This window comes from Mesorhizobium sp. P2_C4 (assembly GCF_056404575.1).
Genome location: NZ_JBFUDT010000001.1, coordinates 517,170 through 535,881, shown reverse-complemented (window position 1 = coordinate 535,881; position 18,712 = coordinate 517,170). Strand labels below are relative to the sequence as shown.

Annotated in this window: 15 protein-coding genes; 10 read left to right on the top strand and 5 right to left on the bottom strand. The window is 61.1% G+C overall.

Annotation, left to right across the window (positions count from 1 at the left end):
- Positions 1–35 precede the first annotated feature (35 nt).
- Genes AC1DX6_RS02715 through AC1DX6_RS02700 form a run of 4 tightly spaced genes read left to right on the top strand, consistent with a single transcriptional unit; the run spans position 36 to position 5,359 of the window.
- Entirely contained in the window at positions 36–704 is a 669-nt protein-coding gene (locus tag AC1DX6_RS02715) for a hypothetical protein (protein WP_477310956.1), read from the top strand.
- A 7-nt stretch (positions 705–711) separates the two neighbouring features.
- Positions 712–3,777: an OmpA family protein gene (locus AC1DX6_RS02710; RefSeq protein ID WP_477310954.1), complete on the top strand. Its 3,066-nt coding sequence runs from the start codon at positions 712–714 to the stop codon at positions 3,775–3,777.
- Positions 3,778–3,790: 13 nt separating this feature from the next.
- Positions 3,791–4,285 carry a Rab family GTPase gene (locus AC1DX6_RS02705; protein ID WP_477310952.1) on the top strand — a complete coding sequence of 165 codons (495 nt, stop codon included), beginning with the start codon at positions 3,791–3,793 and terminating at the stop codon, positions 4,283–4,285.
- 3 nt (positions 4,286–4,288) lie between these two features.
- Complete coding sequence (locus AC1DX6_RS02700) at positions 4,289–5,359, top strand: adenylate/guanylate cyclase domain-containing protein (protein ID WP_477310950.1); 1,071 nt, start codon at positions 4,289–4,291, stop codon at positions 5,357–5,359.
- 138 nt (positions 5,360–5,497) lie between these two features.
- Here the strand turns inward: AC1DX6_RS02700 and AC1DX6_RS02695 are convergent, their stop codons facing one another.
- The 3 genes from AC1DX6_RS02695 to AC1DX6_RS02685 form a co-directional block, all read right to left on the bottom strand.
- Positions 5,498–6,565 (bottom strand): cyclic nucleotide-gated potassium channel, encoded by a 1,068-nt coding sequence (locus AC1DX6_RS02695; RefSeq protein WP_477310948.1) that lies wholly within the window; start codon positions 6,563–6,565, stop codon positions 5,498–5,500.
- A 213-nt stretch (positions 6,566–6,778) separates the two neighbouring features.
- The gene (locus tag AC1DX6_RS02690; protein WP_477310946.1) at positions 6,779–8,161 is read right to left on the bottom strand and encodes an adenylate/guanylate cyclase domain-containing protein; all 1,383 of its coding nucleotides are present in this window, start codon (positions 8,159–8,161) and stop codon (positions 6,779–6,781) included.
- A gap of 201 nt (positions 8,162–8,362) precedes the next feature.
- On the bottom strand, positions 8,363–9,766 hold the full coding sequence (locus AC1DX6_RS02685; protein ID WP_477310944.1) for an MATE family efflux transporter: 1,404 nt from the start codon (positions 9,764–9,766) through the stop codon (positions 8,363–8,365).
- 249 nt (positions 9,767–10,015) lie between these two features.
- On the opposite strand from AC1DX6_RS02685, the gene AC1DX6_RS02680 reads away from it, so the two are divergent.
- The 6 genes from AC1DX6_RS02680 (at position 10,016) to AC1DX6_RS02655 (ending at position 16,438) form a co-directional block, all read left to right on the top strand.
- Positions 10,016–10,933 (top strand): AraC family transcriptional regulator, encoded by a 918-nt coding sequence (locus tag AC1DX6_RS02680; protein WP_477310942.1) that lies wholly within the window; start codon positions 10,016–10,018, stop codon positions 10,931–10,933.
- Between the two features lie 241 nt (positions 10,934–11,174).
- Positions 11,175–12,446: an ABC transporter substrate-binding protein gene (locus AC1DX6_RS02675; RefSeq protein WP_477310940.1), complete on the top strand. Its 1,272-nt coding sequence runs from the start codon at positions 11,175–11,177 to the stop codon at positions 12,444–12,446.
- A gap of 116 nt (positions 12,447–12,562) precedes the next feature.
- Positions 12,563–13,429, top strand: coding sequence for a carbohydrate ABC transporter permease (locus AC1DX6_RS02670; protein WP_477310938.1), 867 nt, complete (start codon positions 12,563–12,565; stop codon positions 13,427–13,429).
- An 11-nt stretch (positions 13,430–13,440) separates the two neighbouring features.
- Positions 13,441–14,253, top strand: coding sequence for a carbohydrate ABC transporter permease (locus tag AC1DX6_RS02665; protein WP_477310936.1), 813 nt, complete (start codon positions 13,441–13,443; stop codon positions 14,251–14,253).
- A 15-nt stretch (positions 14,254–14,268) separates the two neighbouring features.
- Positions 14,269–15,315 (top strand): NAD(P)-dependent alcohol dehydrogenase, encoded by a 1,047-nt coding sequence (locus tag AC1DX6_RS02660; RefSeq protein ID WP_477310934.1) that lies wholly within the window; start codon positions 14,269–14,271, stop codon positions 15,313–15,315.
- Positions 15,316–15,322: 7 nt separating this feature from the next.
- Positions 15,323–16,438, top strand: a complete 1,116-nt coding sequence (locus tag AC1DX6_RS02655; RefSeq protein ID WP_477310933.1) for an ABC transporter ATP-binding protein — start codon at positions 15,323–15,325, stop codon at positions 16,436–16,438.
- On the opposite strand, the gene AC1DX6_RS02650 is transcribed toward AC1DX6_RS02655, so the two are convergent.
- Complete coding sequence (locus tag AC1DX6_RS02650; protein WP_477310931.1) at positions 16,431–18,017, bottom strand: FGGY-family carbohydrate kinase; 1,587 nt, start codon at positions 18,015–18,017, stop codon at positions 16,431–16,433. The two genes, AC1DX6_RS02655 and AC1DX6_RS02650, sit on opposite strands and share 8 nt — an antisense overlap.
- On the bottom strand, positions 18,014–18,697 hold the full coding sequence (locus AC1DX6_RS02645; protein WP_477311885.1) for an HAD family hydrolase: 684 nt from the start codon (positions 18,695–18,697) through the stop codon (positions 18,014–18,016). The genes AC1DX6_RS02650 and AC1DX6_RS02645 overlap by 4 nt, the downstream gene beginning before the upstream one ends.
- Positions 18,698–18,712 lie beyond the last annotated feature (15 nt).

Sequence of the window (18,712 nt, the reverse complement as noted above, 5' to 3'; positions counted from 1 at the left end):
TCTGAGTTTTGAACTGTGGCAATGGGGGCATAGGGATGGCCAAAGAATCTTCGAGTACCGCTTCTTCAGAAAAGAAGGCGGACGTAAATCTGACAGGTAACGCAGAAGGAAACGGGCTGAACTTCATGGGGGTCCAGGCTCGCGAGAACGGGGGCCCCGGCGACGCTGTAGGTGTCGACAAGATACGTGATCTGCTGTTCGGCAACCAGATGCAGGACTATGACCGCCGCTTTTCCAAGCTTGAAGAACGGGTCTTGCAGCGCTTCAAGGATGTCGAATCCGACGCCAAGCGCAATCTCGACATGTACGAGACAAATGCAAAGAAGCAGGTCGATTCGCTTGCGGGGCAATTGCGGAGTGAAAAAGATTCACGAGCCGATGCCGACAAGGAGATTGACCGGAATCTTCGCGAGCAAAACCAGGCACTTGAAAAGCAGGTGCGCGCGTTGTCGGATCAATTGAGCGAGCTTGAGCGCGACGTTGCAGACCGGATAAATCGAAACGATCATTCGCTGCGTGAGGAGATCAAGCAGAAGAATGAAGGCGTTCAGATGCTGATTGAGAAAATGTTTGCCGATCTCAGCAACGTCAAGACCGACCGAAATCTTTTGGCCGGCCTGTTTGTCGAGGTTGCAAAATGCCTGAATCAGGATCCCGTCGGCAGCAAGAACAACAACTCGGACCGTAGCTGGAAAGTGAGTTGATGGGACCTTGACGTCGAGCGTCGACCCAATCAGCCTTCCACAAAGAACAGCCTCGAACGATACAGAGATTGATCGCGAGGCTCTGGCTCGTCTTTTGATCGAAATTGCCCGGAACGTTGATCCGGACTACCGAGCGCGTTTCGACGGAGTTCCAACCGCCGATCCTCGCATGGAAACGCTGCGCCAGTTGCTGGTCAGCCGCGAAATTTCAGAGCTTTCACGGGTTACGCATCTTCTCGACGAACCGGAGCAGCTTGCGGCAGCAGTGGGCGGCGTTCTTCCGAGTGCGGCCGCACGAGCGCCTCATGCGCAGCTCGGCGAGGCCCTTGCGCCAGCTGTCGAAAGAGCTGTGCAACGGTCGATCCAGAAGAGCCCGCGCACGCTGACGGATATATTATACCCGGTGTTTCTGCCGGCAATTCGCAAGTCGATCGGGGAAAAGATCGACCAGACCTTTCAGTCGCTGAATGAAACTTTAAGACATATATTTACCTGGCATGGGCTCAAGTGGAGGCTTGAAGCCTGGAGAACGGGGGCAAGCTTCTCGGAAGTTGTTCTGAAGCATTCCCTTGTCTACCGCGTAGAACATGCCTTTCTCATTCATCGCAATTCCGGCCTTTTGATAGCGCATGTAACTGCCGATAACGCGACGAGCGAAGATCCTCAGCTTATTTCTTCGATGCTCAGCGCAATTCAGGATTTTGTGAAGGACTCATTCAACGAGAAAGAGCAGAGCGGCCTGGACACGATCCGTTTTGGCGAGCTTCGTCTCTGGTCGGAAGTTGGACCGTTTGCGACCCTGGTTTCGGTGATCCGGGGAAATCCGCCAGAGGAATTGCATGAAATCGTTCGCGATGTATTGCTTCGCATCCATGAGGAATCCTCCCAGGCTTTAGAGCAGTTTGACGGCGACGGTTCGCAGTTGGCCTCCGTAGAAGCGCAGTTGCAGACCTGCGTCGAGCTGAAGCAGGAAGAATCAAACGACGGGTTTCCCTGGCTGGTGGTGGCTGCGGCCCTGCTGCTTTTGAGTCTGGCAGGCGGTTGGTTCTTTCTTTCCTGGCAATCCGGGCACCGTTGGCAAGCCTATGTGTCGCGACTGGAGACCCAGCCGGGCATCATCGTTGCCGAACAAAAGATAAGCGGCGGCGAATTCTATGTCGCCGGCCTGAGAGACCCGCTTGCTGTCGACCCGCAGTCGCTGCTGTCAGGCACGGAGGTCGATCCCGCCCGCGTTCATTCGCAGTGGCGGTTCTATCAGAGCCTTGAGCCGGAGTTCGTGTTGAAGCGGTTGACGGCGTCGCTGTATCCGCCGGATACAGTACGACTTTCGATCGTCAATGATCGCATCGTTGCCGAGGGTGAGGCTCCCGACACCTGGATAGATCGAGCGCGCGCAGCGGCCCGGCAGCTTTCGGCAGGCGGGCCGGTATTCGACATCTCCAAGGTTCGTGATGTGAGCCCCGAAACACGCGCGGCGGAGCGCTGGCAGGCCTATGTGTCGCGACTGGAGGCCCAATCGGGAATTATCGTGTCCGAACAAAAGATACGCGATGGCCAATTCTATATTGCCGGCCTGAGGGACCCGCTTGCCGCCGACCCGCAAGCTCTGCTGTCCGGAACGGAGGTTGATCCTGCCCGCGTTCATTCGCAGTGGCAATTCTATCAGAGCCTTGAGCCGGAGTTCGTGGTGAAGCGCCTGACGGCGTCGCTGGCTCCGCCGGATTCAGTGCGACTTTCGATCGACAATGGTCGCATCGTTGCCGAGGGTGAGGCTCCCGACACGTGGATCAACCGGGCGCAGGCCGCCGCCCAGCAGCTTTCGGCAGGCGGGCCGGTATTCGATATCTCCAAGGTTCGCGATGTGAGCCCCGAAGCACGCGCGGCGGAGCGCTGGCAGGCCTATGTGTCGCGACTGGAGGCCCAATCGGGAATCATCGTGTCCGAACAAAAGATACGCGACAGCCAATTCTATATTGTCGGCCTGAGAGACCCGCTTGCCGCCGACCCGCAGTCGCTGTTGTCGGGAACGCAGGTCGATCCCGCCCGGGTTCATTCGCAGTGGCGGTTCTATCAGAGCCTTGAGCCGGAGTTCGTGTTGAAGCGGCTGACGGCGTCGCTGTATCCGCCGGATACAGTACGACTTTCGGTCGTCAATGATCGCATCGTTGCCGAGGGTGAGGCTCCCGACACCTGGATAGATCGGGCGCGCGCAGCGGCCCGACAGCTTTCGGCAGGCGGACCGGAATTCGACATCTCCAAGGTTCGTGATGTGAGCCCCGAAGCACGCGCGGCGGAGCACTGGCAGTATTATGTGGCGCGACTTGAGGCCCAACCGGGAATCATCGTCGCCCAACAAACGGCGAGGGGCGGACATTTCTACATTTCCGGCCTGAGAGACCCGCTTGCCGCCGACCCGCAAGCTCTGCTGTCCGGAACGGAGGTTGATCCTGCCCGCGTTCATTCGCAGTGGCAATTCTATCAGAGCCTTGATCCGAAGTTCGTGGTGAAGCGGCTGACTGCGTCGCTGACCCCGCCGAAATCGGTCCGGCTTTCGATCATCCAGGGTCGCATCGTTGTCGTGGGCGAGGCTCCTGCCACGTGGATCAACCGGGCTCAGGCCGCCGCCGAACAACTTTCGGCGGACGGAGTGGTTCTGGATGTTTCGCAGCTGCGTGAGCTGGACCTTGCAGAACTCAATCATTTGAGAGAGGCCATCCAGACGACCGATATTTTCTTCTCTTCCGGCAAAGTTGTGCCGGGACCAGAGCAGGTGCCGGTTCTCGACAGGTTGGCGGATCAAATAAAGGAATTCGCCCAAAGTGCCCGCAACTCAGGCGTAACGGCGCGGTTTATGTTGACCGGGCATTCGGACACCACGGGCCGTGAGACGGCCAACGCGTCGATCAGCGCCGCCCGCGCCGAGACAGTTCGTGCGCTTCTCAACAAGCGCGGCGTCGCTCCGGAACTGCTGCTGGTTCGCGGCGCGGGCACCTTTGAGCCGGCAGTGCCTGAAAATAGTCAAACTGGTAGCTCCACCAATCGCCGGGTTTCGGTTACGGTAAACCTGGACTAGGGCGGGGCCTAAGATGTTGCAAAAAAAGATCTGCATGTTGGGCGGGTTCTCCGTCGGAAAGACGAGCCTGGTTCGCAGGTTTGTGCAAAGCATCTTTTCAGACACCTACTTGACCACGGTGGGAGTGAAAATCGACAAGAAGAGTGTCGCACTTCCGGACAAAACCGTGGATCTGATTTTGTGGGATTTGGCCGGCGAAGACGATATCGGCTCATTCCGCGTCAGCCATGTCCGAGGTGCGACCGGGCTCGTGCTTGTCGTCGATGGAACCCGTGCCGCTACTCTTGCCGCGGCGCTCACGCTGCGCGAGCGGGTCGAGGCCGAATTCGGCGCCATGCCGTTTGTATTGCTGTTCAACAAATCCGATCTGGCCGATCGGTGGGAAATATCGGATAGTGAGATTGACGAGCTGAGGCAATTTGGATGGCAAATCTATCTAACAAGTGCGCTTTCGGGCGAACATGTCGATGATGCGTTTCTTCAACTTGCTTCGATGGTCACTAAATAGACCATGCATAGATTGCCAAGACAAGTCGGTGACTGGATTTACAATTTCTTCTACAACGAGCACTCTATCGCATATGTGAAAATTGACGCCCAGCTTTGCATAGCGGCGAAGGGCGGCAACGTTAAACATTACGGGCTCTCATCCCTCCGTATCGGTAAGCCAGTTACCGATCAGCTTGAATTCATGGAGGGTTTGCTGCCTTGCCCGGAGCTTCCATATCATATGGCCATGGTCGAACTGCCCAGCGGACGTGTCGCGGACCTTCATCTTTTTGCTGACGATGCCTTCGTGTGGCTGCTCTTTCTCGACGCCACTGCCGAACGCGACAACAAGCAGCGGCTGCAACAGAAGGCTTATGAAATGACGCTCCTGCAAGAGAGGGAGCGTCAACTCAACGAGAAATTACAATCGACGAACGAGGCGTTGAGGAAGAGCCAAGAAGGATTGTCGCGTGAATACCAGCGCGCCGAAACCCTGCTCCTCAACATTCTTCCGGCGTCGATCGCGGAGCGGTTAAAAGCGCGGGAACAAATTGCAGACAACCACGCAGAGGTGAGTGTGCTTTTTGCCGACATCGTCGGTTTTACGCAACGAGCGCGGAGCGTCGGAGCCGAGACGACGCTCGCTATGTTAAATTACTTCTTCAAGGCGGCGGATCTGCTCTCGGAACGATACGGCTGCGAAAAGATCAAGACAATCGGCGATTGTGTGATGGCGGTCGCTGGCCTGCCCGTCGCGCGATCCGATCATGCAGAAGCCCTTGCGCACTATGCACTTGAACTGCGGAAGGCGGTCAAGCTCGAACGCTTCGCAGGAGAACCGCTAAGACTCAGAATGGGAATTCACTCCGGACCAATCGTCGCGGGCGTCATAGGCGAAAGGCGGTTTGCCTATGATCTGTGGGGCGACACCGTTAATCTCGCCGCACGTATTCAAACGTCCGCGGAGCCCGATGAAATCCGTATTTCGGATGCAACTCGCAAACTGCTTGGACCGGATTTTGCTTGCGACCCACTCGCGGAAACGGAATTGCGTGGTACAGGTCGTGTGCAAATGTGGCGGCTCACGGCCTGATTCCCTGCATCACCATGTAGCTCCAGCCGGCCACCATCGGCAGGCAATTGGCAACCTTGCCATCGCATCCTCCTCCTGACGAGTCAGGATCGATGACACACCATTACAGTCCGGGACTGCACACCTAAATTAGTGCGGTCAAGCCGTCGGCGCCGCGCTACGCCGTTCGAGCGCGGTCTTGCGGATGATTTCCGCGATCTCCGGGCTGCTGCTGCACAGCATCTGGAAATCCACCGCGTGCAGCGACAGGAGTGAGACCGCCGTTGCGGCGCTGACGGTCGCCATACGCGGTTCGCCGCTGATCAGCGCCATCTCGCCGAAGAAGGCGCCAGGGCCAAGCTCCACCGGGTTCGGCGTCGCGACGGTGACGCGCCCCTCCACAACGAAGAACATCCGGTCACCGGGCTCGCCAACGCGGCAAATCACGGCGCCCGCCGGCACCGTGCGAGTTCTTAACGCGGCCACGATGTCGACCAGCACGGCCGGGCCGAGCTTCTGAAACAACGGCACGGCGGCGACCAACTGCCAGTTGCGGACGAATTCCCCGCGGCGAACTTCCTGATAGAAGCCGGTGGCAAGAATGCCGGCCCAGAGCGCGAAGATGCCGATGCCACTCATCATGACCGCCCCGGCGAGGACGCGGCCGGCGAAGCTTTGCGGAATTTCGTCGCCATAGCCGGTGGTGGACAGCGTGACCACCGCCCACCACATTGCCTGGGGGATGCTGCCGAACTTTTCCGGTTGGATGCCGCGCTCGATGACATATCCCGCGAGCGCGACACCGAACAGAACGACGCCGAAGAGCGTGGTGACACCGACCAGGTTGCGCGCTTCGTTGGCCAGCACCCTGCCCAGCACCGGGAAGAAGGTCGAGTCGCGCAGCGGTTTCAGCAGCCAGACGGCACAGTAGAGGCTCCAGTCGGGCGTGCCGACGAGCAGGAATGCCGCGAGTGGAACCACGACCGCGAGCACATCGATGGCGATTTCGGCCGTGTTGTTTTGTACGTCTCCCGCCCGGCGCTTGAGCAGCGTCGCGGCCAGTTGCAGGAGATAGGCGCCCCAGATGACCGCGAGCAGGGCAGCCAGTGCCAGTCTGCTTCGTCCGGACATGTCCGGCATCGTGAGCGCAGCCACCGCCAACAACCCAGGCGCAGCCAGCACCGCGTTGAGCGGCGCGTAAATTCTTAAGAAAGGCAGAACCGACATTCTATGCCCACGAGCCGCTACTACCTTCCAAAATAGATGCCTTCAAGGCAAGCGCAAAGGTGTGCTTACTGTCGCTGCGATGTGCATCACCCACGGTGAACACAGATGTCGGGGATCGCTTCGTGACCAAACGCGGACGGACAGGCCATAACCGACGAGAATGACCCGATCCGGATAAATGTAATAGCGACGAAAAATATCGGACCGTCGCTTTCACTCGAGCCCGATCCACACAAAGCCATCCTGCTTTCGGCAGGGATAAACGATCAGCTTTGTGCGGTTTTTCGAAATGTCACCCAAATATTCCATGCCCGCCCTGGTACCGTCGTGCTCCAACTTGGCCCAGTCCCTGATTTCGCCGGTAAGCAGGTCAAAACAACTCTGATGCCAGCGGCAGACCAAGCCAAGATCTGCAGTGATCGTGCTCTCCGTGTGTGGGAGTTTCAGCTTTTCGGCTTGAGTGGAACTTCGGCGTTCGTAGAGCGGCAGATGAAGATGCGGGCAGGCATTGTTGAAGGCGCAATAGTTGTCGGATCCGCGAACGACGACGATGTCGTAGTTTTCAAAATCGAGTATCCGGCGTTCGTAGGGCTGAAGCTCGTCGGCGGCGAAAGCGCGAATCCACCTCCTGCCGCCCTGACGGATGGTTTCGCGAAGCCCCCTGGCATTCAGGTTGGCGTCAGTTTCGGGCTTCAGCCTGACGATTTCGAACAGGCTTGTGCGCTCGCCGACGCCGCGAAGGCGTACCCTGACGAAGTCGCCGATTTCTACCTTGTCGGCGATCTGGTCGCGGAGGGCCTCGGATATCAGCAATCGCGTACCGGCGTCTTTGTTGGCGGCCTCGACCCGGCTGGCCAGATTTACAACGTCGCCGATGGCCGTGAGACGTTCATGTCCAGCAAAACCCAATGTGCCGATGACGGCTTCGCCATAGTTGAGGCCGATACGAATATCGAAATCGATGCCATACATCGAGGCAAAGAACGGCTTCAGACGATCGACTGTGGCGAGGGTCTGAAGTGCGGCGTTCACGGCGCGGAGCGGAGCGTCGGGCTCGTCGTCGATACCGAATATTGCCATCAGCCCATCGCCGATCAATTTGTCGATGAAGCCGCCATTCTGCTCGATGATGTCGCCGACCTGGGCGAAGTAGCGATTGAGCAGATACATTACGTCGTAGGGGGAAAGTCGCTCCGACAGCGCTGTGAAATCGACAATGTCGCTGAAGAAGACCGCAACATGCCTTGCTTCGCCGCAACGCGTCGCGGCAGAAGTGCCAAGCTGGCTGGTGATCATCATGTCGGTTTCGTCCAGCACCAGGCGTCGGACGCGAAGCTCGCCTTCCGGCCTGAGCTGACAGGCCAGCCGAACCTCATCGGCCAATCTCAACCGGTTCGCCATCAGGGCTTCGTCCGAGTTCCGGTCCGGGCAAGCCTCAATGCCGTCGAGAACCCAAACGCGGCATGTCGAGCATTTCGCCCTGCCGCCGCATGCGTGGGCAAATGGTACGCCCGATCTGAGAGCCGCCTCAAGCAACGTCTCGTCGGCGCCCACGTCGAAATCCACTCTGTCGGGTAAAGCGGTTACTTTGGTCATATCACCGAACACAGGTCCGTCGCGCTAACTGGCTTGTCAGTGTAGCACCAATCGGCTCAGGCAGCGCTCTTTGCGAGGAACGACCGCTCTGCATCGGTAGTGATCGTCCGCCTGGCGGAACACGAATGTCGGCTGGTGGCGCTCAGCGAACCCTTCGATGGCTATCACGGCGCGCCGTTTAGCAACCGCCGGCCATCCGTTTCAATGCCCTAGGGCGAGCCGCGGCACGATCCGGTCGCGGCGCAGCCAGCGCGCCAGCAGCAGTGCCGCCACCACCGCCAGCCCCGACGACAGGCCGATCCAGATGCCGACGCCATGGAAGCCGAAGCGGAAGGCCAACAGCACGCCGAGCGGCAGGCCGACGCCCCAATAGCCGATCGCGGCATAGATCATCGGCACCTTGGTGTCGTGCAGGCCGCGCAGCATGCCGGCGGCCACCGCCTGCGCGCCGTCGAAGATCTGGAACAGGGCGGCAAACACCAGGAACGACACGGCAAGTGCCACCACCCTGGCATTGGCCGGGTTGCTGAGATCGATGAAGGCGCTGATCAAGAGATGCGGCCACAGGATCATCACCAGCCCCATCAGCGCCATGAAGGAGACGCCGATGACAAAGGCGGTCCAGCCGGCGCGCGAAACCCCTTCCGGATTGCCGGCGCCATGGGCAAGCCCGACGCGCACCGTCACCGCCTGGTTGAGGCCGAGCGGCACCATGAAGGAGATCGAGGCGATCTGGATGGCGATGGCGTGCGCTGCCAGCGAGGCCGCGTCGATCAAACCCATGAGAAGAGCTGCCGCGTTGAAGATCGTCACCTCGAAGGCGAGAATGCCGGCGATCGGCAGGCCGAGCCGCAGCAAGCCTTTGAAGCGCGGCCAGTCGGCCCGCCAGAAGCGTCCGAACAGGCGATAGCGCCGGAACCTTTTCTCGAGCATCACCACCACGGCCAAGCCGACGAACATCAGCGTGCTGGACAGCGTGGTGGCGAGGCCGGAGCCGGCAATGCCCATCGACGGCACGCCGAGATTGCCGAACATGAACACCCAGTTGAAGAAGACGTTGCAGGCGACGGCGACGAACACGATGACCAGCGCCCAGCCCGGCCGCTCCAGCGCCGAGATGAACGAGCGCAGCACGATATAGCCGTAGAAAGGCAGCACCGCCCATTCCAGCCAGCGCAGGTAGATGCCGGCCTGATGCGCCAATGCCGGTTCCTGGCCCATGGCCAAAAGCACGCTCTCGCCATGCCAAAGTGCGAACCAGATCGGGATGCTGATCAGGATCGCCAGCCACAGGCCCTGGCGCACGGTGCGGCGCAGGTCGCGCACCGAATGGCGGCGGCGGCCAAGCTCGGTCGCCATCATCGGCGATGTCGCCAGCATCAGGCCGAGCCCGAAGATCAGCGGCATGAAATAGAGGTTGGCGCCCAGCGCGCCGCTGGCCAGCGTGTCCGGTCCCAGCCGCCCCATCATCATGACGTCGGTCGCGGTCATCGCGGTCTGGCCGAGATTGGTCAGCACCATCGGCCAGGCGAGCGCCAGCGTCGCCCTGATTTCCTGACGCCAAAGATTTTCCGGTGCGCGAGCACCGGCTTCGATCGCAGACATTTTCCGCTCTTTCCAGGTACGGCACGTCGGCAAAGGCCGGAAGCCGCATTTCAAACAGCAAAACCTTCGGTTTCGCGGCGTTTGGGCGGTGTTTTGAACGAAACCCTAGACGAAGGCAAGGGAGGAGGGATGGTGAGCGATTGAGCCAGCAGCAAGCCGGAAGCCGCCGGCGCCTCGTTCACTTGCAGGCCCGGGGCTGCTACGGATTGCCTGGAGTATCGGCAGCCGACGCAGTGCCGGGAGGTTTGGATGCAGTTCCGACAGCGAAAAAACCCGGCCGCGATCCCGCGGACAGCGCCGTCCTTCGAGCACATCGTCACCGAGGCGAGCGACAGTTTCCTGTGGCGGCTCGATGACTATCCGTGGGAGCGCAACGTCTGGAATTTCCACCCGGAATACGAAATCCACCTGCTGCGCAAATCCTCCGGCGTTGCGCTGGTCGGCGATCATATCGGCGAATTCGGCCCGGGCTATCTCTCCATCGTCGGCGGCGGCCTGCCGCATGACTGGGTCACGGCGGTACAGCCCGGCGAACTGATCGAGGGCCGTGACATCGTCCTGCAGTTCGATGCGCAAAGGCTGCGCGGATCGGCCGGCCTGCTGCCGGAACTGCGCGAACTCGAACCGTTTCTGGAGCGGTCGCTGCGCGGCATCGTCTTCCATGGCGATACGGCGCTGAAAGGCGCCGAGATGATGGAAGGGATGGGCAAGGTGCATGGGCTCGCCCGACTCTGCCTGTTCCTCGAACTGGTGGACCTGCTGGCCAGGACCGACGAGTATGAGTTGTTGTCGTCGCCGGATTTCTCGCCGGTTCTCGATGCCGTTTCGCTCGACATCGTCCAGCGTACGCTGACCTACCTGTTCCAGCATTTCGCCGAAGATTTGAAGCTGCCGGAAGTGGCGGAACTGGCCGGGATGAGCGAAAGCACGTTTTCGCGTTTCTTCCAGAAGAACACCGGCAACAGCTTCAGCGACCACCTTGCCAAGCTCCGGCTCTGGCAAGCCTGCAAGCTCTTGGCGGATACCGATATTGCCATCACCGACATCTGTTTCCAGGTCGGCTACATGAACATCTCGAACTTCAACCGGGCCTTCATGCGCAAGCACAAGATGACGCCGTCATCCTATCGTCGGCTGTCGCGGCAGCGGCTGACAATGCGGGCTTAAGCGCCCTCAAAACCACCGCTTCAGACTCAACCAATACTTGTGTGACGGGGTCTGCAAGTCTGCGCCGGTTTTTGCGCTGCACAATGCATAAAAGTACAGGTCAACTGCACCGGGGCTTCTAGCATGGCCCGCCACAACTCCGCATTTTGGCGATGGGTGGCTTGTCGCTCGGGCGATGGTGAGGATCGCACAACCCGAGGACTTGCGCTTCCTGCGAAGTGTTCCTGGAGGAGAAAAGATCATGCAACCAATTCGGCTCGCTGCGAGCTTGAGCGCAGCTTTCATGCTTTCCGCTACCGTATCCACCGTGGCCCTGGCGCAGGCGCCGGTCTGCTCGGCGCCGGTCAAGGTGTTGGCGCAGCCACGTGACGGCCTGACGCTGCTGGAGGACTCGAAGGACGAGTTCCAGAAGCTCGCCGGCGCCAGCTTCCAGATCGACTATCTCAACGAAAACGACCGCCGGGCCAAATCGCGCGCCGATGCATCCACCGTCGGCAATTACAACGTCTACTATGTCGATGAGGCCAACGTCGCGCTGTTTGCCTCGTCGAAATGGATCGTGCCGCTGACCGATTATTATCCGGCTGACTACGACTACGTCGATTTCGATCCGGGCCGCCAGAAAGTCGCCACCTATGACGGCAAGGTCTGGTTCGCGCCGCTGACCGGCGGCGGCGACCTGATGGTCTATCGCAAGGACGTGCTGGAAGCCGCCGGCATCCAGCCGCCGAAGACGCTGGACGAACTGATCGCCGCCGTGCCGAAGCTGACCAATCCGGACAAGGGCATGTACGGCATCGCGCTGCGCGGCGCGCGCGGCTCGGGCGCCAATGTCTGGCGCTGGATGCCGTTCTTCAAGGCCTATGGCGGAAAATGGTTCGACGGCGACAAGCCGGCTTTCAATTCGGATGCCGCGGTCAAGGCAACGGAGACCTATCTGCAGCTGTTCAAGGATTCGGCACCCGGCACGCAGACTGGCAGCTGGGATGAATCGACTGGCGCCTTCCTGTCGGGCCAGGTCGCCATCCTCGTCGAATCGACGCCGCTGTCAGGCATGTCGGTCGATCCGAAGACCTCGCAAGTGGTCGGCAAGGTCGGCTTCTTGCCGCCGCCGGCGCCGCTGACCGGCGGCGGCTATGGCCATGGCCTGGCCATCGCGGCAAAAGCCAATGCCGACGACGCCTCCAAGAAATGCGCCGGGCTGTTCATTGCCTGGGCAACGTCGAAGGAAAACGAGAAGCGCCGGCTCGACGCGCATCAGTTCGGTGAGCTCAACCGCACCAGCATCCTGTCCAGCAAGGAATTCGCCGACATCTACGGCGCCGACCTCGGCCAGGCGCTGGCCGAGACAGGCAAGGTCACGGCGGTCAACTTCTGGCAGGACCCGCGTTGGCCGGATCTCGGCGACCGCTGGGGCATCATCCTCGAGGAACTGGTCACCGGCACCCGCACCGACGTCAAGGGCGGCCTCAACGAGCTTGAAGCCTACGCCAACGAGCTGGTGAAGAAATAAGCCATCCTCCCGCCTGCGGCGCGCGATCCACGGCATTCAAGCGAATGTCGGGATCTGTGCGCCGCAGGATTTCTGCTCTGCATGCCAAGCGTTCGAGACACGCGAGATAGCCACCAATGCCGCGACGTTCATCCCTGCCGGTCACCTTTGTCGTTCCGACGCTCGCCATCCTTTTGGTGCTGTCGATGGTGCCGACGCTGTATGCGATCGTCATCGCCTTGCAGAACCGCGAGCTGAGTTCGGCGACCTATTCCTATGTCTGGTTCTCGAACTTTTACGACCTGTTCTTCGACCGCCGCTTTCTCAACGCCGTCTGGGTGTCGGTGAAATGGGAAATCGTCACCGTTGTCGCGACGATGGTGGTGGCCATTGGCCTCGGCGTGCTGATGTTTGAAGTGGCGTCGCCGCGCCTGCGCAACATCTACTGCCTGCTGTTCATCATCCCGGTGTTGCTGCCGCGCGTCTCCGCCGCCTTCGTCTGGAAATTCGCCTATCACCCGCTCTATGGCATCGCCACCTACCCCTACAGGCTGCTGACCGGTGGGCTGATCTTCGATCCGCTGTCCAAGCCGTCGACGGCGCTGTTCGCCGTCGCCTCGGTCGATGTCTGGCAATGGGGGCTGTTCTTCGCCGTCATCGTGCTGAAGCTTTTGGAAACGCTGCCGCCGCAGCCGATAGAGGCCGCACGGCTCGACCACGCCAGGCTCTGGCAGATCCATGCCTATGTGACCTTGCCGATGCTGAAGGCGCCGCTGATCAGCCTGATGTTCGTCAAGATGATCGAGTCGCTGCGCTCCTTCGACCTGATCTATGTGATGACCCGCGGCGGGCCGGGCGTCGCCACCGAAACGCTCGACATGTACGCGTTCTCGCAAGGCTTCATCGAATCCGGCAAGGTGTCCTACGCCTCGGCGATGGCCGTACTGATGATGATCGCCACCGTCATCACCTTCACGGCGCTGTGGAAGCGGGTGCAGGCATGAGATCATACCGCATGAAACCGGGCCGCCTGATCGCCAAAGCCATCCTGGCCTTTGCCGGCTTCATGGCGGTGTTTCCGCTATTGTGGACAGCGCTCAATTCGCTGAAGAACAATGTCGACATCATCACCCGCGTCCCACGTCTCGTGTTCACGCCGACGCTGGCCAACATCAGCTATATTCTCGGCCGCGACAGCGTCATGACCGGGCTGCACAATTCGGTGATCGCCTGTGGCGTCGCGGTGCTGATCGGCGTGGTGCTCGGCCTGCCGGCGGCTTACGCGGTGGCGCGCTACCCCAACCGCTGGGCCGGCGACATCCAGTTCTTCGTGCTGTCGCTGCGCTTCTTGCCGCCGGTGGCGGTCGCCATCCCGCTGATGGTGATCTGGCTGCAGATCGGCCTCTACGACACGCTGGCGGCGCTGATCGTCACCTATTGCCTGCTCACCATCTCGGTGATCATGTGGCTGGCCATTCCCGCCTTCCAGGCCGTGCCGAAGGAGGTCGAGGAAGCCGCCTTTGTCGATGGCTATGGCGCCTATTCGGTGTTCTGGAAGATCGCTTTGCCGGTCGCGGCGCGCTCGCTGATCGGTGCCGTCGCCTTCAGCTTCGTGCTGGTCTGGAACGAGTTCCTGATCGCGCTGATGCTATCCAGTTCCAACGCCAAGACCTTGCCGATCGTCGCCTCGGAACTGTCGCAGCAAGGCATGAACGTGCCGTGGGGCATCCTGAACGCCTCGGTCGTGCTTTTGTCACTGCCGCCGCTGCTGTTTCTCGGTGTGCTCAGTGGCTTCCTGAATTCCGTTTTCCGGCAAAAAAAGACCTGAAGTGAGGACGACCCGATGCGGGCTTTGGTACTTGAGAAAAAAGGCGAACTGGCGCTGCGCGAGATTGCGTTGCCGCTCGATGTCGGGCCGGACGATGTCAAAATAGCCATCCACACGGTCGGCGTCTGCGGCAGCGACGTGCACTATTACACCCACGGCGCCATCGGCAGCTATGTCGTGCGCGCGCCGATGGTGCTGGGCCACGAAGCCTCGGGGATAATCGTCGAGGTCGGCGCCAATGTCAGGACGCTGAAGGTCGGCGACCGCGTCTGCATGGAGCCGGGCGTGCCGAACATGTCGTCGCGGGCGACCAAGCTCGGCATCTACAATGTCGACCCGGACGTTTCCTTCTGGGCGACGCCGCCGGTGCATGGCGTGCTGGCGCCTTATGCGGTCCACCCGGCCGCGTTCACATACAGGCTGCCGGACAATGTCTCGTTTGCCGAAGGCGCGATGGTCGAACCCTTTGCCATCGGCATGCAGGCGGCGGCCCGCGCCCGCATCGTTCCGGGCGATGTCGCAGTCGTCGTCGGTTGCGGCCCGATCGGCATCATGATCGCGCTGGCGGCGCTCGCCGGCGGTTGCTCAAAAGTGCTGATTTCCGATTTCTCCGCCCCTAAGCTCGAAATCGCAGCTCGCTATCCGGGCATCGTCCCGGTCAATGTCGGCGAGCGGTCGCTGGTCGATGCGGTTGCAACTGCGACCGACAATTGGGGCGCCGACATCGTGTTCGAGGCCAGCGGCCACCCGAAGGCGTTCGCCAATCTGTTCGAAATCGTGCGTCCCGGCGGCGCGGTGGTGCTCGTCGGGCTGCCGGTGGAGCCGGTGAGCCTGAACGTTCCGGCGGCGATTTCCAAGGAAGTGCGCATCGAGACGGTGTTCCGCTACGCCAACATTTTCGACCGCGCGCTGCAGCTCATCGCCTCCGGAAAAGTCGATCTCAATCCCCTGATCACCGGCACCTATGCTTTCTCAGACAGTATCGAGGCGTTCGAGCGGGCAGCTGCAGGCAGGCCGGAAGACGTCAAGCTGCAGATCCTGCTTTCCGGCGAGAAGGGCTGAGACGACCATGTCCGCGATTGTCTGTTCGCATGTCGACAAATCCTATGGCGCCACCACCGTCATCCGTGATCTGAACCTCAGCATCGAGGACCACGAATTCGTGGTGTTCCTCGGCCCCTCCGGCTGTGGCAAGTCGACCTTGCTGCGCATGCTGGCCGGGCTGGAGGACATCAGCGGCGGCGAAGTCTCGATCGGCGGCAAGGTGGTCAACGATCTCGACCCCGGCGACCGCGGCATCGCCATGGTGTTCCAGAATTATGCGCTCTATCCGCATATGACGATCTTCGACAACATCGCCTTCGGCCTGAAGCGGCAGAAGGTGGCGAAGGCCGAGATCCAGCTGCGCGTCGAGGCGGTTTCAAAGACGCTCGGCCTCGAGCCCTATCTCGGCCGAAAGCCGGCCGAACTGTCCGGCGGCCAGCAACAGCGCGTCGCCATTGCACGCGCCATGATCAAGACCCCAAAAGTGTTTTTGTTCGACGAGCCGCTGTCCAATCTCGATGCCAAATTGCGCAACCATATGCGCATCGAAATCGCCCGGCTGCACCAGTCATTGAAGACGACGACCGTCTACGTCACCCACGACCAGTTGGAGGCTATGACGCTCGCCGACCGCATCGTGTTGTTGCGGGACGGCAGGATCGAGCAGATCGGCTCGCCGGCGGAGATCTATGAGCGGCCCGGCAATTTGTTCGTGGCCGGGTTCATCGGAACACCGAACATGAACTTCATCGACGTAGCGGTTGGCCGGAAAGGGAACGGCTGGACGCTGACCAGCGCGGAAACCGTATTTGCCATCGACGGCTCGCGCTTCGATCTGCAAGGCGTCGACCGCGCGGTGCTGGGGATCAGGCCGCCGGATTTGAAGACCGCAGGTCCTGAAGCAACCGGAAATCTTCTGCAGGGTACGGCCGATCTCATCGAGTTTCATGGCAACGATGCGCTGGTGATCTTCGGTTTCGGCGGCAAGGAGATCAGCGCGCTGGTGTCGACCCGCGAGTGCCCGGTCCTGCGCAGCGATGTCCGCTACACGATCGACGAACAGAGCCTGCACCTGTTCGATGCGAAATCGGGCGTGTCCCTGCTGAGACGGCAGGACGGCAAAAGCAGCCTGCCTATCTGATGGCGTCCAGCACCTGCCGCTGCCGGTGCATTTCGAGGAACACCTTGTAGTCGCGGTCGAAGCGCCCCGCTGAGGCCGGGTTTGACGGCCGCTTCTTGCCGCCCTGCTGCATGGCGACACAAGCGGCGTTCAGATCCGGGAACAGCCCAGCGGCGGTAGCAGCAACCATACCGGTGCCAAGCAGCACCGCCTCGTCGGCCAGCGGCTCGATGACCGTGCAGCCGGTGGCGTCGGCATAGAGCTCCATCAAAAGCGGGTTCTTGGTGTGGCCGCCGGTGACATGCAGCGTGTCGATCAGATAGCCGTTTTCGTTCAGCGCCTCCAGCACATGCCGCACGCCAAGCGCGATGCCGACGGCGGTGCGCCAATAGAGCTTGCACAGGCTGTCGAAGGACGCATCCAGCGTCAGCCCGCTGACGACGCCGACGGCATGCGGGTCGGCAAGCGGCGAACGGTTGCCGTGGAAATCCGGCAGCACATGCAGCCTTGCGGCGAGATTGTCGCCCTCCGCGGTGCGCAATTCGGCGACGCGGCGGGCGATCCTGGCATGCATCGCCGCGTCCGGCTCGCCGCCGGCGCCATGCCAGCGGATGATGTGGTCGAGCAAGGCGCCGGTGGCCGACTGGCCGCCTTCCGAGAGCCACAGCTTCGGCAAGGCTGCGCCGTAGTACGGCCCCCAGACGCCGGCGAAGGGCTGCGGGTCCGGCGACATCGCCATGACGCAGCTCGACGTACCGGCGATCAGCGCCAGATGCCGGCCGATATTGCTCTCGTCACCGGCGAAGCCACCGAGCACGCCGAGTGCGCCGGCATAGGCGTCGATCACGCCGGCGCCGACCCGACATTGCTCCGTCAGACCGAGCTGAGCGGCGGCTTGTGCGTTCAGCGCCCCGATATCGGCGCCGACCGGGCTCGCCGTCTCCGGCAGATTGCCATGTTCGAAAAGATCGCCGAGGCCGACGGTTTCGAAAAAGTCGCGCCGCCAGCCGGTTTGCTCATGCGCCAGATAGGTCCATTTGGCGGTCAGCGTGCACTGCGAGCGGGCCAGCGAGCCGCTCGCCTTCCAGGTCAGGAAGTCGGTGAGGTCGAATAGATAGCTGGCTTCATTCCATGTTCCCGGCAGCTTCCGCTTCAGCCACATCAGCTTCGGCGTCACCATCTCCGGCGACATGACGCCGCCGATATAGTCGAGCACGGCATGGCCGCTTTCGGTGCACTCATCAGCCTCGGCAATGGCGCGGTGGTCGAGCCAGACGATGGTGTCCCAGCGCTTTTCGCCTGACACCGACACGCTGAGCTGACCGCCATCCCTGCCGCGCACCACCAGCGAGCAGGTGGCGTCGAAGGAGATGCCAACGATATCCTGCGCCGCGACCCCCGCCTTTTCGCGGGCGGCGCGCACGGCGATGCAGACGGCCGACCAGATATCCTCGGAATTGTGCTCGGCGTGATCAGCCTTCGGCTGGTTCATGACAATCGGGTGCTCGGCGCGGCCAAGCAAGGTGCCTTTGGTGTCGAGAATGCCCGCACGGGCGCTCCCGGTGCCGACATCGACCGCGCAAACGAAGCTTTTCGTCAAGATGCTTTTACTCTCGCTCCCAGGCCTGCAATCAGATCGGGCAATTGCAGCATGTCAGCGAATATAAAGTCCGGTTCACTCGACGCAAGCCGCGCTTTCAGCGCCGGGTTGCCGGCATGGGTGCCGCCGGTGAAGGCAAGCACGCGCATGCCCGCCGCCCGCGCCGCCGCAATGCCGGCCGGGCTGTCCTCGACGACGACGCATTGCCGCGGATGGGCACGCATACTGGCAGCCGCATGGAGAAAAAGATCCGGCGCCGGTTTTCCCTTTGCCACCATGGCAGCGCTGAACAGATGTGGCTCCAGCAGTCCAAGCAAACCGGTGATGTCGAGCGAATAGCGGATGCGGTCCAGCGTGCCGGAAGAGGCGACGCAGAACGGCACGCCGAGCCTGGGCAAAACCTTGGCAATGCCGGGCATCGGTTTCAGCTCCTCGCGAAATTTGCGCATCAGTTCGACGCGCATCGCGGTCAAATGCTGGTCGGTGATCTCAACGCCAAAGTCGCGGCCCAAAATTTCGCGGACGCTCTTCATGCTCTTGCCAAGGAAATGCTCGTAGGCGGTGTCCTCGCTGACAGTCCCGCCGGCGAGCGCGATCATGCCGAGCAACGCCTCCACCGACAGCGCCTCGCTGTCGACCAGCACGCCGTCACAGTCGAAAATGACCAGCTCAGGCGCCATTGCCGTCATTGCTTC

Coding starts and splice junctions, on each gene's coding strand:
- AC1DX6_RS02645 (WP_477311885.1), bottom strand. CDS start 18,697: ATGGCGCCTGAGCTGGTCATTTTCGACTGTGACGGCGTGCTGGTCGAC.
- AC1DX6_RS02660 (WP_477310934.1), top strand. CDS start 14,269: ATGCGGGCTTTGGTACTTGAGAAAAAAGGCGAACTGGCGCTGCGCGAG.
- AC1DX6_RS02680 (WP_477310942.1), top strand. CDS start 10,016: ATGCAGTTCCGACAGCGAAAAAACCCGGCCGCGATCCCGCGGACAGCG.
- AC1DX6_RS02655 (WP_477310933.1), top strand. CDS start 15,323: ATGTCCGCGATTGTCTGTTCGCATGTCGACAAATCCTATGGCGCCACC.
- AC1DX6_RS02685 (WP_477310944.1), bottom strand. CDS start 9,766: ATGTCTGCGATCGAAGCCGGTGCTCGCGCACCGGAAAATCTTTGGCGT.
- AC1DX6_RS02690 (WP_477310946.1), bottom strand. CDS start 8,161: ATGACCAAAGTAACCGCTTTACCCGACAGAGTGGATTTCGACGTGGGC.
- AC1DX6_RS02670 (WP_477310938.1), top strand. CDS start 12,563: ATGCCGCGACGTTCATCCCTGCCGGTCACCTTTGTCGTTCCGACGCTC.
- AC1DX6_RS02705 (WP_477310952.1), top strand. CDS start 3,791: ATGTTGCAAAAAAAGATCTGCATGTTGGGCGGGTTCTCCGTCGGAAAG.
- AC1DX6_RS02715 (WP_477310956.1), top strand. CDS start 36: ATGGCCAAAGAATCTTCGAGTACCGCTTCTTCAGAAAAGAAGGCGGAC.
- AC1DX6_RS02675 (WP_477310940.1), top strand. CDS start 11,175: ATGCAACCAATTCGGCTCGCTGCGAGCTTGAGCGCAGCTTTCATGCTT.
- AC1DX6_RS02700 (WP_477310950.1), top strand. CDS start 4,289: ATGCATAGATTGCCAAGACAAGTCGGTGACTGGATTTACAATTTCTTC.
- AC1DX6_RS02665 (WP_477310936.1), top strand. CDS start 13,441: ATGAAACCGGGCCGCCTGATCGCCAAAGCCATCCTGGCCTTTGCCGGC.
- AC1DX6_RS02695 (WP_477310948.1), bottom strand. CDS start 6,565: ATGTCGGTTCTGCCTTTCTTAAGAATTTACGCGCCGCTCAACGCGGTG.